This window comes from Microbacterium luteolum (genome assembly GCF_039533965.1).
GTDB lineage: Bacteria > Actinomycetota > Actinomycetes > Actinomycetales > Microbacteriaceae > Microbacterium > Microbacterium luteolum.
In genome coordinates this window covers 2,594,003-2,608,258 of the sequence record NZ_BAAAUN010000001.1, presented here as the reverse complement: position 1 = coordinate 2,608,258, position 14,256 = coordinate 2,594,003, and the positions used below count along the sequence as shown (strand labels likewise).

Sequence of the window (14,256 nt, the reverse complement as noted above, 5' to 3'; positions counted from 1 at the left end):
GCCGGACTGCCGTTCGTCAGCTGATCGCGAGACGAATCCGCTCCGTGAGGAGCTTCTTGTTGGCAGTTGTCAGCTCGAGCACGGCGTACGCGGTCGGCCACATCGTGCCGTCATCGAGGTTCGAGATCGGTTCGAAGCCGAACGTGCCGTAGCGCACCTTGAACTTGCTCGCCGGCTGGAAGAAGCAGAGGACCTTGCCGTCCTTGCCCCACGCGGGCATGCCGTAATAGGTGCGGGGCACGAGGTCGGGCGCGACCTCGGTGACCAGCTCGTGCAGTCCCGTCGCAAGCTTCTTGTCCGAGGCATCCGACAGCTTGGCGATGGCCTCTTTGAGGTCGGCCTCTCCTTCGGCGCGCTGCTCTTCGGGCGTCTTCTTCGCCCGCGAGCGCTTCGCCTTGGCCTCTTTCGCCGCGGCCTGCATGGCCTCGCGTTCCTCGGCGGTGAAGTTCTTGGTGTCCTCAGCCATGATCGGCTCCTCTCGTCGTGCTCCGGTGATATGTCTCAGGCTACGGACGCGTCGCGCCCCGGCGCTTCTTGATTCGTGATCGATCTCTCTCGCGTTCACTCCCCCGCGAGGAGGAAGGCCAGCTCCGTCGTCCACGCGGTCTTGCGGCGCTCGACGCGCGGGTCGGTGCGGAGGATCTCGAACCGGCCGGCCCATACGCCCGTCGACGGGTCGGCGTCGAAGCGCCGCTCCGATGCGTCCACCCATCCGAGCAGCATCCGGTTGGCCTGGAGCGAGCTGCCGCGATACGCGAGCAGGGCGTAGTCGCCGGCGGGTGCCGTCCCGGGTCGTACCCGGTCGTCACCGTGCACGGCGACCCCCATCACGCCGACCTCGATGTCCATGTCGGCCGCCATGTCGACCTGGTGGAGTCGGAGGAAGAACGGGCCATCGACCTGCAGGTCGTGGTCCTCGAGCCAGGAGAACAGCTCATCGAGCAGGCGATCGCGCACGCCCAGCATTCCGCGGAAGGGAGTGACGAGGCGGATGCCCACCGTCGGGATCTCGTCCCGGTGCTCGATGCGCGGGCCGTCGGACACGTCGAATGCCATGCGCCCATGATGCTCCCTGGGCGGCGGCTCCGCCAGGCGGTCAGGCGTGCCGCAGCGGACGGATAGGGTGAGTCCCATGGACCTGCGTGTCGCGGCATACGCGGTCGTCACCGATGACGACGGCCGGCTGCTGCTCGCGCGCTGGACCGAGGGTCGCCGTGTGGCCTGGACCATGCCCGGCGGAGGACTCGAGCCCGGCGAAGCGCCGGAGGATGCCGTGCGGCGTGAGCTTCGCGAGGAGACGGGCTATTCGGTCAAGGTCGGCGAGCTCCTCGGCATCCACTCCCGGGTGATCCCCGCCGGCCGGCGCGTGCACAAGGCGGCTGTGCCCCTGCACACCCTGCGCATCCTCTACCGTGCCGAGGTCACCGGAGGAAAGCTCACCTTCGAAGCCGACGGGTCCACGGACATGGCCGAGTGGTTCCCCCTCAAGGCCGTCGCCGAGCTGCAGCGCGTCAAGCTCGTCGACATCGCGCTGCGGATGGCCGGCATCCTCTGAGGACTCACTAGTCCCACGAAGCCTGGGTCCCTGAGCTTGTCGAAGGGCCCCATCACGACGCTTCGACAGGCTCAGCGACCCACTACCGGGCGCTCAGCGCTCTTCCGGCACCGAGATGTCGGCGACCGTCGCGCCGTAGGCCGCGATGAGGTCGTCGGCCTCGACGAAGAGGCTGTAGCCGTGCGCGCCCGCGCCCATGGCGATGCGCTGCCCGACGATGCTCTCGTCCGCGTAGACGGGCCAGTCGGTGGTGCTGCCGATCGGGACGATCGTTCCGCGTTCGTACCCCGTCGCCGCGAGCGCCAGCTCGGGTTCGGGAAGGCGCAGCTTGTTGACGCCGACCAGCGCGCGGAGCTTCGGCCACGAGATCGAGCGACCACCGGGCACCAACGCGAACAGGTAGGTGTCGTCCGAGCGCTTCACCACGAGGGTCTTGACGATTCCCGACGGATCGATGCCGAGCAGCTCGGCGGCTTCGAACAGGCTGTTCGCCGCCGGGCGCTCACGGATGTCGATCGCCAGACCGCGTGCGGCGGCGGCATCCCGCACCCGGGCATGCCGATCCCCTCCGTCGCCCGAGGCGGCGGAGGGGAGATCAGACGAGGTCACGCGTCCGGCGCGGAGAGCGGGTCGTCCGCGACCCAGAGCTCGTCGTCGGCACGCAGCGCCTGCCACGCGGCGTAGAGCACGCCCACGGCGGCTGCGGCACCGAGGATGATCGCGACGACCGATCCGAGGCCGGGGCCCGACTTCTGCTTCTTGCCGAACGCTCCACGCGGTGCCGGGGCTGCGACGCCGTGACGCTTGGCGTTCGCGTAGTCCCATGCGGTGAGGGCGCTGCCGACGACACCGCCCACGATCGGGACGACCTTGTCGTCGACGACGTGACGGCCGATCTTCACGCCCTGGTCGACGACGGGGGCGAAGCGACGGTTGTACGTGTCCTGCACGACGGGGAGCACCTGCTCGCGGCCGAGGCTGCCGAGCTGACGGCTCGCCTCACGGGCGACGTCTGCGGCGTGGCCGACGACGACCTGCTGCGACTCCCAGAGCTGGGTGGCTTCCTTCTGCAGACGACGCAGTTCCTTCTTCCGCTTGCGGCTGAGGCTCACGATGTTCTCCTGTCCATTGCAGTGCGGGTTCCCCATCTTGCCAGACGAGGCTGGGTGGGAGTCGGGAAATTGCGTCCCCTTGCCAACGGACGAGCCGAGCGGTAGCGTACGTGCCCCGCTGCGGGCGCGCCATGAACGGGCGAACTCACCGGAAGCTCTGCGAGAATGGGCACATGGCTCACGCTTCCCACGTCGCAACTCTGCACACCAACCACGGTGACATCGTCATCAACCTCTTCGGCGATCACGCTCCGAAGACGGTCAAGAACTTCGTCGGCCTGGCCGACGGCTCCCAGGAGTGGACGCACCCCGCCACCGGCAAGCCGGGCGAGGGCGCTCTCTACAAGGACGTCGTCTTCCACCGCATCATCCCGAACTTCATGATCCAGGGCGGCGACCCGCTCGGACAGGGCGTCGGCGGTCCCGGATACAACTTCGACGACGAGATCAACATGGAGCTCGACTTCAACGAGCCCTACATCCTCGCGATGGCGAACGCCGGCCTCCGCCGCAACGCCATCACCGGCAAGCCCGAGGGCACCAACGGCTCGCAGTTCTTCATCACCACCGACCCGACCCCGTGGCTGCAGGGCAAGCACACGATCTTCGGCGCCGTCGCGGATGACGCCTCCAAGGCCGTCGTCGACGCGATCGCGGCCGTCCCGACCGCCGCGGGCGACCGCCCGATCGAGCCGGTCGTTCTGCAGTCGATCGACATCGTCGCGGCCTGACGACAGCTGCGGCCGATCCGGATGACGACGCCTGAGTTCGCGGACAACCGCGACAACTTCTGCTACCGGCATCCGGATCGGCGGAGCTTCGTGCTCTGCCAGCGCTGCCTCCGCACGATCTGCCCCGAGTGCCAGACGCAGGCGCCGGTCGGTGTGATCTGCCCGGAGTGCATGAAGGAGCAGCAGAAGAACCGCACCCCCGCCCAGAAGCGCGCGCAGCGACGCTGGGGCGGGAGAAATTCCAGCGCGACGATGACGCTCGCCCGCAGCGGCAGGCCGATCGTCACCTACATCCTGCTCGCGGTGACCTCGTTCATCGGGCTGGTGCAGCTCATCCCCGGCATCGGGAGGGAGATCACCAGCACCCTGCTCTTCGCCGCGCCGTATCTCTATCCGAACCTCTTCGCCCTGCCGTTCGAGCCCTGGCGGTTGCTCACCGCGATGTTCGTGCACGGCGGGTTCATCCACCTGGCGTTGAACATGCTCGCCCTGTGGATGCTGGGGCAGAGCCTCGAGCCCATGCTCGGCCGCGCCCGTTTCCTCGCGCTGTACCTGATCAGCGGTCTGGGCGGATCCGTCGCCGTCGCGGTCATCGCCCCCGGGACCTCGACCGTCGGTGCGTCCGGCGCGATCTTCGGACTCATGGCGGCGCTGCTGATCATCGGACGGCACATCGGCGCCAACGTCACCGGTCTCCTGGTGATCCTCGGCATCAACCTGGTCTACGGATTCGTGTTCTCGCAGAACATCGCCTGGCAGGCGCACCTCGGCGGACTGATCATCGGTGCGCTGATCGCGTTCATCTACACCCGCACCAAGCGCCGGGAACAGCGCATCTGGCAGATCGTGCTGCTCGCCGCCGTCACGGTGCTGCTGATCGTGGTCGTCGCGTTCGTGCCGCCGCTGATCCTTCTGGCCTGATCCACCGCTGTCGACAGGGTTTCGACCCTGTGAATGACATCGGTGTAATTCTCCCCAGGCTGTGGACAAGGCTGTGGATAACTTCTTGGGGGACGGTCGCAGGGACGTTCCCTTCGTTCGCAGAGCGGGTTCCCTCCCGCTTCGCGGGCCCCTCCCGATGCTCACTCCGGGAACGTCCCTGCGACCTTCGGTCGGACGGGAACGCCAGACACGACCCTGAGACAGGGTGCGGTTGGGTAAGACGAAGGGCCCCTCGCGATGCGAGGGGCCCTTCGGAAGAAACTGAGGCGGGTCAGCGCCAGCGGGTGGTCATCAGGAACCCGATGAGAGCGATGCCGAGGCCGATGGCTAGATTCCAGTTGTCGAGCCCCGGAATCGGGAACTGCATGCCGGAGATGTAGAACACGAGGATCCACGCGAGACCGAGCAGCATGAAGCCGATCATCACCGGCTTGAACCACACGGCGTTGGGAGCGGCCTCGCCTTCGGCGCGCTCGACGGCGGGGTCTTCGGTCTTACGCTCACGTGCCATGCCCACATTCTACCCATGACGCCTATCCGGCCCCAGACCTTCGTCCATCGGCCAGCTGCGGGCGATAAGATCGCGCCATGACTGCATCCGTCGTGCCTGGGGGGCGACGCCCGCGACGCGAGCGCCCGCGCTCCCGCGCGACCTTCGCGAGCGTCCTCGGCGAGCTGCTCCTCACCGCCGGCGTCGTCGTGCTCCTGTTCGTGGCGTGGCAGATGTGGATCGGCGACATCATCATCAGCGCGCAGAAGAACGACGAGGGCGCCGCGATGTCGCAGCAGCTCGCGCAGGGCGAGGTCCCCGAGCCGCCTCCGCTGATCGAGACCGACGACGGGGCCACGGTGTACCAGGCTCCGATCCCCGCCGCCCCGGCCGACGGGCAGTGGTTCGCGCAGATGCACATCCCGCGCTTCGGCGCTGACTACAACTTCGGGATCTGGGGCGGCACCAGCAGAGCCGGCACGCTCGACCAGCTGGGGATCGGCGTCTACAAGGATTCCAAGATGCCCGGCGAGGCCGGGAACTTCTCGATGGCCGGTCACCGCACGACCTGGGGCAAGCCGTTCAACCAGCTCGACAAGCTCCAGCTGAACGACGCGATCGTCGTCGAGACCGCCGACGGCTGGTACACGTACCGGTTCCGGAACCTCGAGTACGTCACGCCGTCGCAGACCGACGTGCTGGCCGACGTTCCGCAGCTGCCCGGTGCGCAGACGGGCGAGCAGTACATCACACTGACCGCCTGCTCTCCCCTCTACTCGCTCGAGGAGCGCATCATCGCCTACGGAGTGTTCGAGAGCTTCCAGCCGCGGGCTGAAGGCCCGCCGACCGCCCTCACCGACCCGCCGCCGCCTCCGGCCGCACCGTCGATCTGATCGTGGCCGCCTCCGAGGGAGAAGACTGATGTACTCCGCACTCTGGCGCCTGCTCCCCGGTCCCTGGTGGGTCCGGGTGATCATCCTGCTCGTCGTCATCGCCGCCGTGCTCTACGGACTGTTCTGGTACGTGTTCCCGTGGGTGAGCCCGCTCATCACCCCGGGCGAGGTCGACGTCGAATGACGCGTGTCCTCGTGGTCGACAACCACGACAGCTTCGTGCACACCCTGGTCGGGTACCTTCACGAGCTGGGTGCCGACACCACGATGATCGAGTCGGATGCGACGGATGCCGACGGGATCGAGCAGCTCCTCCCCGGATATGACGCGGTGCTCCTCTCCCCCGGGCCCGGAACCCCCGCCGACGCCGGAGCGTCCATGGACGCGGTCAGGGTCGCGACGAGGGTGCGGATGCCGCTCCTCGGCGTGTGTCTCGGGCATCAGGCCATCGGCGAGGTCTTCGGCACGCCGGTGACCGAGGCGCCGGAGCTCATGCACGGCATGACCTCGGCCGTGACGCACGACGGATCCCCGCTCTTCGCCGGCATCCCGTCGCCCTTCGACGCCGGTCGGTACCATTCGCTCGCGCTCGCGGCATCCGCTCTTCCCGCCGATGTCGTCGTGACCGCGTGGACGGAGACCGGCACCGTGATGGGCCTCGCGCACCGCGAGCTCCCGATCCACGGCGTGCAGTTCCACCCCGAGAGCGTGCTCACCGAGGGCGGCTATCGGCTCCTCGCGAACTGGCTCGAGATGTGCGGAGACACGGATGCCGTGGCGCTCTCCGAGCACCTGCATCCGCTGACGCGCTGACGTTCGCCGAAGGCCCCTTCGACAAGCTCAGGGACCCAGACAGGCGCCGGGACCCAGACAGGCTGGGACCCGGGTCGTGCGACGCCCTACGGTCCGGTGCAGAACCGGAGCTCGACCGGTGAACCGATCGGCACGTCGCCCGGTGCGACCGACATGGAGTGGACGGTCGCCGGTTTCGTGGCGGGGCAGTCCGCCGCCTCCACGGGCGTGGGGGTGAGACCGAGATCGGTGAGGTTCGTCGAGGCGGCATCCACCGTCCAGCCGGTGAGGTCTGTCAACGTGACCTTGCCGCTCGCGACGACCAGGTCGACGACCGTTCCCGGCGGAACCTCGGCGTCGGCCGCCTGGCTGGCTGTCATCACGGTGTCGGCCTTCGTCGCCTTGTCGTTGCGTTGCACGACCGTACCGAGTTGGAGACCCGCGTCGAGCAGAGCCTTCTTCGCATCGGTGAGAGCCATGCCCTCCAGCTGCGGGACGACGACGACGTCCTCGCCCGACGACACGTAGAGCGTGACAGCCGTGCGCTCCTCGACGGCGACACCGGCTTCCGGATCCGTGCGGATGACATTGCCCTCGGCGATCTCGGAACTCGACTCGATCACGATGGTCGAAGTGAGGTCGAGTTTCGCGAGGTCGTCCTGCGCGCGCTCGGACGAGACGTTCACGAGATCAGGGACGACCCTCGAGGAGCTCGGCACCTCGGACGGACGCATGCTGATCGTGACGACCCAGAACAGAACGGATGCCAGCAGCACGGCGAGCAGCGCGACTCCCGCCCAGATCCACGCGACCGGAGGGCCGGACTGCGTGCGGGCCATCGTCGTGTCGGTGCTGAGCTGACGCAGCGACCGCGCGGTCTCCTGCGCCTGGCGCGGGCTGGGACCGTAGAGCTCGCTGGTCAGCGCCCCGACCTGCTTGCGGGTGGGAGCGGCGCCGGTGAGCGCGGAGTCCAGTGCCGAGCGGAAATGCGCGGCATCCGGGAACCGTTGGTACGGATCCTTGGCGAGGGCGCGCAGAACGATCGGATCCAGGGCGCCCGGCGCGTCTTCGTTGACCTCGGTCGGCGGGACCGGAGTCTCGCTGACGTGCTGGTACGCGACGGCCACGGGCGACTCGCCGCGGAACGGCTGACGTCCGGTGAGCAGCTCGTACAGGACGACGCCGGTCGAGTACAGGTCGGCGCGCGCATCGACGGGCTCGCCCTTGGCCTGCTCCGGCGAGAAGTAGGCGGCCGTCCCGATGATCTGCGTGGTCTCGGCCACCGTGGACGACGAGTCGGAGACGGCACGGGCGATGCCGAAGTCCATCACCTTGACCTGGCCCTTTTCGGTGACCATGACGTTGCCGGGCTTGATGTCGCGGTGCACCACGCCGGCGCGGTGCGAGTAGTCGAGTGCCTCGAGGATGCCGTCGACGTAGCGGACCGCATCGTCGACGGGCACGGGACCCTGGGCGATGATGTCCTTCAGCAGCGTGCCGCTGATGAGCTCCATCACGATGTACGGCGGGTCGTCGGAGGACGGATCGTTCGAGGAGGGGTCTCCGGCGTCGAAGACGCGCACGATCGACGGGTGCGCCATGCGCGAGGCCGCCTGCGCCTCGAGACGGAACCGGTTGCGGAAGGCCGTGTCACGGGCGAGGTCGGGGTCGAGGATCTTGACCGCGACGGCACGACCGAGCGTCAGGTCGTATCCGCGGTAGACCTTCGCCATGCCGCCATGCCCGATGAGCTCGTCGACGCGGTACCTGCCCGCGAGAACGCGTGGCTCTGTGGACACGGATTACCCCCCTTGGAACGACGTTGACTGAGCTGGATCTAGGCTACCCGGCGGTTCCGCCGTCGCCGTCACCCTCGCCGTCCCCGCCCGGGGCCGTGATCGTGACCGACAGCGGGGGCGACGCATCGGAGGTGCGCTGGTCGCCGCCGGAGCACATGCCCTGGTAGGTCACGATGAGCTGCTGGCCCGCGACATCCGCCACCTTGATCTGCGTGTTGCGCTGCGTCGGCTGGAAGTTGGGGCCGCCCGACACGAACGTGCCGTTCTGCACCGAGACGACGTAGCCGGAGAGCGTGGATCCGCTCGGGCAGGTGAAACCGGTGCCCCAGGCGATCGTCACGGTGCCACCGGCGACCGGGTCGCCCGTGATCGTGGGAGTGTCCGTCGGCGTCGGGAGCGCGGTGCGACCGGCGTAGACCGTGAGCACGATCGGCGTGGTCGTGAGCACGTTGCCCGAAGGCGCGACGTTGTAGACCCTGCCGACCTGCTCGTCGGTCGGGGCGGGATCGCCGTCGACGCACGTGATGTCGCTCACGAAACCGGCGCCCGTGAGAGTGGTCGTCGCGCCGGCGCAGTCCATTTCCGCCAGGTTCAGCGCCGTCACATCGACACGCGTCTCCTTGGGCGTCGGTGGCGGGGTGGGCGTCGGCGTCTTGCTCGGCGGCGCCGAGGTCGTCGGTGAACCCGAGGGGTCGGCGTTGGTGTCGCCCTGCTGCGACAGCGCCCAGATGGTGCCGCCGAGCACGATCACGAGCAGCGCGATCAGGGCGATCAGCGGCCAGGTCCACGGGCTGCGCTTCTTCTTCTCCTTCTCGTCCGCTGCTTCCTCGGTGGGGAGCTGGGCGGTGGTCGGGAGGATGCGGGTGGCGCCTTCGTCACCCGTCGCGGACAGCATCCGGGTCGCGTCGTCGTTGCCGGCGATCCCTCCGGTGGCGATCGCCGGGACGGCGATGGCGGCGGAGTTCAGGTCACCGCGACGCAGAGCCTGCGCGGCACGGGCGACCGTCGCCGAGGACGACGGGCGATCCGACGGCTTCTTGGCGATCATCGCCATGACGAGGTTCTGCACCGGGATCGGCACGGTCGGCGGCAGCGGCGGAGGCTGCTCGTTGATCTGCGCCATCGCGATCGCGACCTGCGACTCGCCCGTGAACGGGCGCTTTCCGGCCAGGCACTCGTACGCGACGATGCCGAGCGAGTAGGTGTCGGTGGCGGGCGAAGCCGGGTGACCCGACGCCTGCTCGGGCGACAGGTACTGCACGGTTCCCATTACCTGACCGGTCGCGGTGAGTGGCACCTGGTCGGCGATGCGCGCGATGCCGAAGTCGGTGATCTTGACGCGGCCGTCGGGCGTGATCAGCAGGTTGCCCGGCTTGATGTCGCGGTGCACGAGGCCGGCGGCGTGCGCCGCCTGCAGAGCGGATGCCGTCTGCGCGACGATGTCGAGCGTCTTGTCGGCGCTCAGCGCGCCGTCGCGCTCGAGCACGGTCGACAGAGCCTCACCGGGCACGAGCTCCATGACGAGGTAGGCGCTGCCGTTCTCCTCGCCGTAGTCGAAGACGCTGGCGATGCCCTCGTGGTTGACGAGAGCAGCATGCCGCGCCTCGGCGCGGAATCGCTCGAGGAACCCGGGGTCCCCCATGTACTCGTCCTTGAGGATCTTGATCGCGACGGTACGTCCGATGACGTGATCCGTCGCCTCCCACACCTCGCCCATGCCGCCGATCGCGATTCGCGACTGCAGCTCGTAGCGACCACCGAACGACACACCCTGCGTCGGTCTCATCTGCCCAGCACCGCCTCTATGACCTTCTTCGCAATCGGAGCGGCGATGGTGTCGCCGCTTCCGGACTGCCCTTGTCCGCCGCCGTCTTCGACGACGACCGCTACTGCGACCGCGGGGTCGTCCGCCGGTGCGAAACCGGTGAACCACAACGTATGCGGCCTGTTTCCGTTCTCTGCCGTCCCGGTCTTACCCGCCACGTCGATCCCGTCTATTCTTGCACCCTGCGCGGCGCCCGTTGAGACGCTCGCGACCATGGATGCGGTGATCTGGTCGGCTGTCGTCGCTTCCATCGCCCGCCCGAACTCGCTGTTCTCGAAGGAGCGGATGACCGAGAGGTCGTTGCCGATCACGGCGTCGACCATCTGCGGGTTCATGACGACCCCGTCGTTGGCGATACCGGCGGCCAGCATGGCGATCTGCAGCGGCGTCGAGGTGACCTGCCCCTGCCCGAATCCGGAGAGCGCGGTCTGCGCGTCGTCGAGGGCCCGAGGGTAGCTCGACGGCGTGGACTCGAGCGGTGTCGAGAAGCTCTTGTTGAAGCCGAACTTCTCGGCCATCTCGCGGATCCGCTCGTCGCCCAGCTCGACGGCGAGCTCGGCCATCGGGATGTTGCAGCTCAGGCGGATGGCCTCGGCGATCGTGACCGTGTCGCCGGACCCGCAGGTTCCGCCCCAGGCGTTGGACACCGTGTTGGATGAGCCGGGGAGCGTGTAACGGGCGGGGTTCGGCAGGGTCGAGTCCGGGGTCCACTCGCCGCTCGCGTATGCCGCGGCGGCGGTGATGAGCTTGAACGTCGAGCCCGGAGGGTTCAGGTCGCCCCGGATCGCGCGGTTGGAGAGCGGCTTGGTGGGGTCGGACTCGAGCTGGTCGTAGGTCGCGTTGGCGGCATCCGCATCATGGGAGGCCAGCAGGTTCGTGTCGAAGCCCGGAGTCGAGACCATGGCCAGGATGCGGCCGGTCGCCGGTTCGATCGCGACGACCGCGCCCTGGTACCCCTGGAGCGCGTCGTAGGCGGCCTGCTGCGCGGCGGTGTTCAGAGACAGCTCGACGCTGAAGCCGCGCTGCGGCTGACCGGAGAGGATGCGCTCGACCTCGGCGAGGAACGCGTTCGATCCCGTTCCGGAGAGGTCGGCGTTCATCGCCTCCTCGATGCCGGTCGCGGAGCCGAGCGCCGGGTTGAACCATCCGGTCACCGGCTCCCACATCGGCGCGTCGGAGTAGACCCGCTGGAACTGGTACTGGTCGTCGCTCGGGACCGAGGTCGCGATCGCGACGCCGTCGACGATGATCGAGCCGCGCTGGATCTCGTAGCTGTCCAGGCGCGTGCGCTTGTTGTGGCTGTTCTGGGCAAGGCTGTCGGCCTCGACGACCTGGATCCAGCTGCTCGCCGCGAACAGGGCGATGAACATGAACAGCATCACGATGCTGAGGCGGCGGAGTTCCTTGGTCATGTCAGCCGATCACCACCCGCGGCTGGCGGCGCACGCCGTCGGAGATGCGCAGCAGGAGCGCGACGATGAGCCAGTTGGCCACGAGCGACGAGCCGCCGGCCGCGAGGAACGGCGTCGTGAGACCGGTCAGCGGGATGATGCGGGTCACGCCGCCGACCATGATGAACACCTGCAGCGCGATCGTGAACGACAGGCCCGTCGCGAGGAGCTTGCCGAAGTCGTCCTGACCCGCGAGTCCGATGCGCATGCCGCGGCTGACGAAGACCATGTAGAGGCAGAGGATCGCGAACAGGCCGATCAGGCCGAGTTCCTCGCCGAGGCTCGTGATGATGTAGTCGCTGTGCGCGAGGGGCGTGATCTCGGGTCGGCCCTGACCCCAGCCCGTGCCGATGAGGCCGCCGCGGGCGAGTCCGAACAGGCCCTGCATGGGCTGGTAGCCCGGACCGTCGGGGTCGACCTGGTCCGCATCGAACAGGAACAGCCAGTTGATGAAGCGTCCCTGCACGTAGCTGAGGATCTGCGTGGCGAGGGCGACTCCGGCGACCACCAGGGCCAGGCCGATGAGCACCCAGCTGGTCTTGCCGGTCGCGACGTACAGCATCGCGACGAACATGCCGAAGATGAGGGTTCCGGTGCCGAGGTCGCGCTGGAAGATGATGATGCCGAGCGAGATGACCCAGACGACGAGCACCGGTCCGAGCTCGCGCATGCGCGGCCAGGTGATGCCGAGCACGCGCTTGCCGACCGACGTGAGGCTCTCGCGGGTGCGCACCAGGTAGCCGGCGAAGAAGATCGCGAGGGCGATCTTGGCGAGCTCGCCGGGCTGGAACGCGAAGACGCCGCCGAGCGAGACCCACACGGCCGCGTTCGCGTCGTCGATGCGCAGGCCCGGCACGAAGGGGAGCAGGAGCAGCACGATGCCGGTGAGGCCGAAGATGTAGGTGTAGCGGAAGAGGATGCGGTAGTTGCGCAGCAGGATGACCACGGCGATCGCGCCGGCGAGCGAGATCGCCGTCCAGGCGAGCTGCTTGGTCGAGTAGGCGTCCCAGCCCGTGTTCGCTTTCGCGATGTCGATGCGGTAGATCATGGCGATGCCGACGCCGCTGAGCAGCGTCGCGATCGGAACCACGAACGGGTCGGCGTCGGCGGCCACGAACCGCAGCACGAAGTGCAGGGCGAAGGCGAGGACCGCGAGCCCGCCGCCGATGGCGAGCACGACGGGGTCGATCACGCCGAGGGCGCCGAGCTGGACGAGGGTCAGCGCCGCTCCGCTGATCGCGCACGCGAACAGCAGCAGCCAGAACTCGCGATTGCGCTGCGTCTGCGGCATCCGAAGCCGCTTGAGGGCCTTGATGACGCTGGTGTCGGCGGTGACGTCGGTGCTCATCCCTCACCTCCGCCGGCCGGGGTCTCTTCCGGCGTCGGGACGGGCGTGGGCAGCGGGGTCGGGAGGGGGGTCTGCTCGATCGCGTTCGCGTCGGCGCCGGCGCGCAGACGGTCGACGATCGCCATCGCATCGGCGAGGGAACGGGCCGTGATCGTGCGCTCGACGGACGCGCGCTGATACGGCGGCAGGTTCGCCAGGAGGATGTCGGTGTCTTCGAGAGGGGTCGACAGCGTGATCGGGCCGATGTTCTGCTGCACGCCCTGGAAGATCACGACGCTGTCGTCGTCGGCGCCGATGAAGTAGCGCGTCTGCGTCCAGCTGTAGGCCGCGAACGCGGCGACGCCGAGCATGACGAGGACCACGAGCACCCCGGCGATCCAGCCGAGCCGCCGGCGCTTGGCGCGACGACGATCCTCCTCGATGAGCTCCTCGAGGTACTCGGGGGCCGGCTCGAAGTGGCTGGGCTCGTTGGCGGCCTGACGCACCGGGTGCAGCCAGTTGCCGCGGGTCGGGCGCACGGGCGGCACGTACACGCCGGACGGGTTCGACGCCGATCCGACGACGGTCGCCGTTCCGGTGTGGATCGGATGCTGTCCGCCGACGTCGACGAGCACGATCGTGACGTTGTCGGGGGCGCCGCCGTCGAGGGCCTGCTTGAGCAGGTTGTCTGCCGTGCGGCCGGGGGCGAGGCCGAGCTGCATCGCCTTGAGGATGTGCGGCTCGTCGACCACGCCGGAGAGGCCGTCGGAGCAGAGCAGCCAGCGGTCGCCGGGCTGCGTGTGCATGACGAACATGTCGAGCTCGGGGTCCGAGTCCATGTCGCTGAGCACGCGCATGAGCACCGAGCGGCGCGGGTGGTAGCGCGCCTCTTCGGGGGTGATGCGGCCCGAGTCGACGAGGCGCTGCACGAAGGTGTGGTCGGCGGTGATCTGGGTCAGCGCGTCGTCGCGGTACAGGTAGATGCGCGAGTCGCCGATGTGGCCGATGACCGCGTACTCGTCGACCATGATGATCGCGCTGAGCGTGGTGCCGAGGCCGGCGAGCTCCGGTCGGTCCTTCGCGGCGCGGATGAGGTCGCCCGCTGCGGTGGTCGCCGCCGCCTGGAGGGAAGCCTGCGCGTCTTCCGTGGAGGCGTAGGGCTGGTCGAGGGGCTCGAGGCGGTGGATCGCGATGCTCGAGGCGACGTCGCCGCCGGCGTGGCCGCCCATGCCGTCGGCGACGACGAACAGGTTCGCTCCGGAATACCCGGAGTCCTGGTTGTTGGAGCGGACCTTCCCGGTGTGGGAGATCGCGACGCTCGAGCCTTCGAAGACCATGC

16 protein-coding genes are annotated in these 14,256 nt (G+C 68.5%); 6 read left to right on the top strand and 10 right to left on the bottom strand.

What is annotated here, in order from left to right:
* Positions 1-16 precede the first annotated feature (16 nt).
* Together ABD648_RS12595 and ABD648_RS12590 are read right to left on the bottom strand one after the other, a co-directional pair.
* Positions 17-466 carry a hypothetical protein gene (locus ABD648_RS12595; RefSeq protein ID WP_282215304.1) on the bottom strand — a complete coding sequence of 150 codons (450 nt, stop codon included), beginning with the start codon at positions 464-466 and terminating at the stop codon, positions 17-19.
* Between the two features lie 95 nt (positions 467-561).
* Complete coding sequence (locus ABD648_RS12590) at positions 562-1,056, bottom strand: GyrI-like domain-containing protein (RefSeq protein ID WP_282215303.1); 495 nt, start codon at positions 1,054-1,056, stop codon at positions 562-564.
* A gap of 76 nt (positions 1,057-1,132) precedes the next feature.
* Here ABD648_RS12590 and ABD648_RS12585 point away from each other — a divergent pair, with 76 nt between their 5' ends.
* Entirely contained in the window at positions 1,133-1,555 is a 423-nt protein-coding gene (locus ABD648_RS12585; RefSeq protein ID WP_282215302.1) for an NUDIX hydrolase, read from the top strand.
* 93 nt (positions 1,556-1,648) lie between these two features.
* Here the strand turns inward: ABD648_RS12585 and ABD648_RS12580 are convergent, their stop codons facing one another.
* The gene (locus ABD648_RS12580; RefSeq protein WP_282217545.1) at positions 1,649-2,104 is read right to left on the bottom strand and encodes an aminoacyl-tRNA deacylase; all 456 of its coding nucleotides are present in this window, start codon (positions 2,102-2,104) and stop codon (positions 1,649-1,651) included.
* A gap of 56 nt (positions 2,105-2,160) precedes the next feature.
* Positions 2,161-2,667 (bottom strand): DNA helicase, encoded by a 507-nt coding sequence (locus ABD648_RS12575; protein WP_282215301.1) that lies wholly within the window; start codon positions 2,665-2,667, stop codon positions 2,161-2,163.
* 173 nt (positions 2,668-2,840) lie between these two features.
* Between ABD648_RS12575 and ABD648_RS12570 the strand changes: the two genes are divergently transcribed.
* On the top strand, positions 2,841-3,398 hold the full coding sequence (locus tag ABD648_RS12570; protein ID WP_282215300.1) for a peptidylprolyl isomerase: 558 nt from the start codon (positions 2,841-2,843) through the stop codon (positions 3,396-3,398).
* 21 nt (positions 3,399-3,419) lie between these two features.
* Positions 3,420-4,319: a rhomboid family intramembrane serine protease gene (locus ABD648_RS12565; RefSeq protein ID WP_282215299.1), complete on the top strand. Its 900-nt coding sequence runs from the start codon at positions 3,420-3,422 to the stop codon at positions 4,317-4,319.
* A 292-nt stretch (positions 4,320-4,611) separates the two neighbouring features.
* On the opposite strand, the gene ABD648_RS12560 is transcribed toward ABD648_RS12565, so the two are convergent.
* On the bottom strand, positions 4,612-4,851 hold the full coding sequence (locus tag ABD648_RS12560; RefSeq protein ID WP_282215298.1) for a cell division protein CrgA: 240 nt from the start codon (positions 4,849-4,851) through the stop codon (positions 4,612-4,614).
* A 77-nt stretch (positions 4,852-4,928) separates the two neighbouring features.
* Here ABD648_RS12560 and ABD648_RS12555 point away from each other — a divergent pair, with 77 nt between their 5' ends.
* Genes ABD648_RS12555 through ABD648_RS12545 form a run of 3 tightly spaced genes read left to right on the top strand, consistent with a single transcriptional unit; the run spans position 4,929 to position 6,536 of the window.
* Positions 4,929-5,723 (top strand): class E sortase, encoded by a 795-nt coding sequence (locus ABD648_RS12555; protein ID WP_282215297.1) that lies wholly within the window; start codon positions 4,929-4,931, stop codon positions 5,721-5,723.
* A 28-nt stretch (positions 5,724-5,751) separates the two neighbouring features.
* A complete protein-coding gene (locus ABD648_RS12550) occupies positions 5,752-5,907 on the top strand; it encodes a hypothetical protein (protein ID WP_165807956.1) in 156 nt (51 codons plus the stop codon).
* Complete coding sequence (locus ABD648_RS12545) at positions 5,904-6,536, top strand: anthranilate synthase component II (RefSeq protein ID WP_282215296.1); 633 nt, start codon at positions 5,904-5,906, stop codon at positions 6,534-6,536. Before ABD648_RS12550 ends, ABD648_RS12545 begins: the two co-directional genes overlap by 4 nt.
* Positions 6,537-6,622: 86 nt before the next feature.
* Here ABD648_RS12545 and pknB read toward each other — a convergent pair whose 3' ends face one another.
* Genes pknB through ABD648_RS12520 form a run of 5 tightly spaced genes read right to left on the bottom strand, consistent with a single transcriptional unit; the run spans position 6,623 to position 14,254 of the window.
* Entirely contained in the window at positions 6,623-8,314 is a 1,692-nt protein-coding gene (pknB, locus tag ABD648_RS12540) for a Stk1 family PASTA domain-containing Ser/Thr kinase (protein ID WP_282215295.1), read from the bottom strand.
* A 43-nt stretch (positions 8,315-8,357) separates the two neighbouring features.
* Positions 8,358-10,100 carry a protein kinase domain-containing protein gene (locus ABD648_RS12535; RefSeq protein ID WP_282215294.1) on the bottom strand — a complete coding sequence of 581 codons (1,743 nt, stop codon included), beginning with the start codon at positions 10,098-10,100 and terminating at the stop codon, positions 8,358-8,360.
* A complete protein-coding gene (locus ABD648_RS12530; protein ID WP_282215293.1) occupies positions 10,097-11,551 on the bottom strand; it encodes a peptidoglycan D,D-transpeptidase FtsI family protein in 1,455 nt (484 codons plus the stop codon). The genes ABD648_RS12535 and ABD648_RS12530 overlap by 4 nt, the downstream gene beginning before the upstream one ends.
* A 1-nt stretch (position 11,552) precedes the next feature.
* Positions 11,553-12,938: an FtsW/RodA/SpoVE family cell cycle protein gene (locus tag ABD648_RS12525; protein WP_282215292.1), complete on the bottom strand. Its 1,386-nt coding sequence runs from the start codon at positions 12,936-12,938 to the stop codon at positions 11,553-11,555.
* Positions 12,935-14,254, bottom strand: coding sequence for a PP2C family protein-serine/threonine phosphatase (locus tag ABD648_RS12520; RefSeq protein ID WP_282215291.1), 1,320 nt, complete (start codon positions 14,252-14,254; stop codon positions 12,935-12,937). Before ABD648_RS12520 ends, ABD648_RS12525 begins: the two co-directional genes overlap by 4 nt.
* Positions 14,255-14,256: the final 2 nt, after the last annotated feature.

Coding starts and splice junctions, on each gene's coding strand:
- ABD648_RS12595 (WP_282215304.1), bottom strand. CDS start 466: ATGGCTGAGGACACCAAGAACTTCACCGCCGAGGAACGCGAGGCCATG.
- ABD648_RS12590 (WP_282215303.1), bottom strand. CDS start 1,056: ATGGCATTCGACGTGTCCGACGGCCCGCGCATCGAGCACCGGGACGAG.
- ABD648_RS12585 (WP_282215302.1), top strand. CDS start 1,133: ATGGACCTGCGTGTCGCGGCATACGCGGTCGTCACCGATGACGACGGC.
- ABD648_RS12570 (WP_282215300.1), top strand. CDS start 2,841: ATGGCTCACGCTTCCCACGTCGCAACTCTGCACACCAACCACGGTGAC.
- ABD648_RS12565 (WP_282215299.1), top strand. CDS start 3,420: ATGACGACGCCTGAGTTCGCGGACAACCGCGACAACTTCTGCTACCGG.
- ABD648_RS12560 (WP_282215298.1), bottom strand. CDS start 4,851: ATGGCACGTGAGCGTAAGACCGAAGACCCCGCCGTCGAGCGCGCCGAA.
- ABD648_RS12555 (WP_282215297.1), top strand. CDS start 4,929: ATGACTGCATCCGTCGTGCCTGGGGGGCGACGCCCGCGACGCGAGCGC.
- ABD648_RS12550 (WP_165807956.1), top strand. CDS start 5,752: ATGTACTCCGCACTCTGGCGCCTGCTCCCCGGTCCCTGGTGGGTCCGG.
- ABD648_RS12545 (WP_282215296.1), top strand. CDS start 5,904: ATGACGCGTGTCCTCGTGGTCGACAACCACGACAGCTTCGTGCACACC.
- ABD648_RS12535 (WP_282215294.1), bottom strand. CDS start 10,100: ATGAGACCGACGCAGGGTGTGTCGTTCGGTGGTCGCTACGAGCTGCAG.
- ABD648_RS12530 (WP_282215293.1), bottom strand. CDS start 11,551: ATGACCAAGGAACTCCGCCGCCTCAGCATCGTGATGCTGTTCATGTTC.
- ABD648_RS12525 (WP_282215292.1), bottom strand. CDS start 12,938: ATGAGCACCGACGTCACCGCCGACACCAGCGTCATCAAGGCCCTCAAG.
- ABD648_RS12520 (WP_282215291.1), bottom strand. CDS start 14,254: ATGGTCTTCGAAGGCTCGAGCGTCGCGATCTCCCACACCGGGAAGGTC.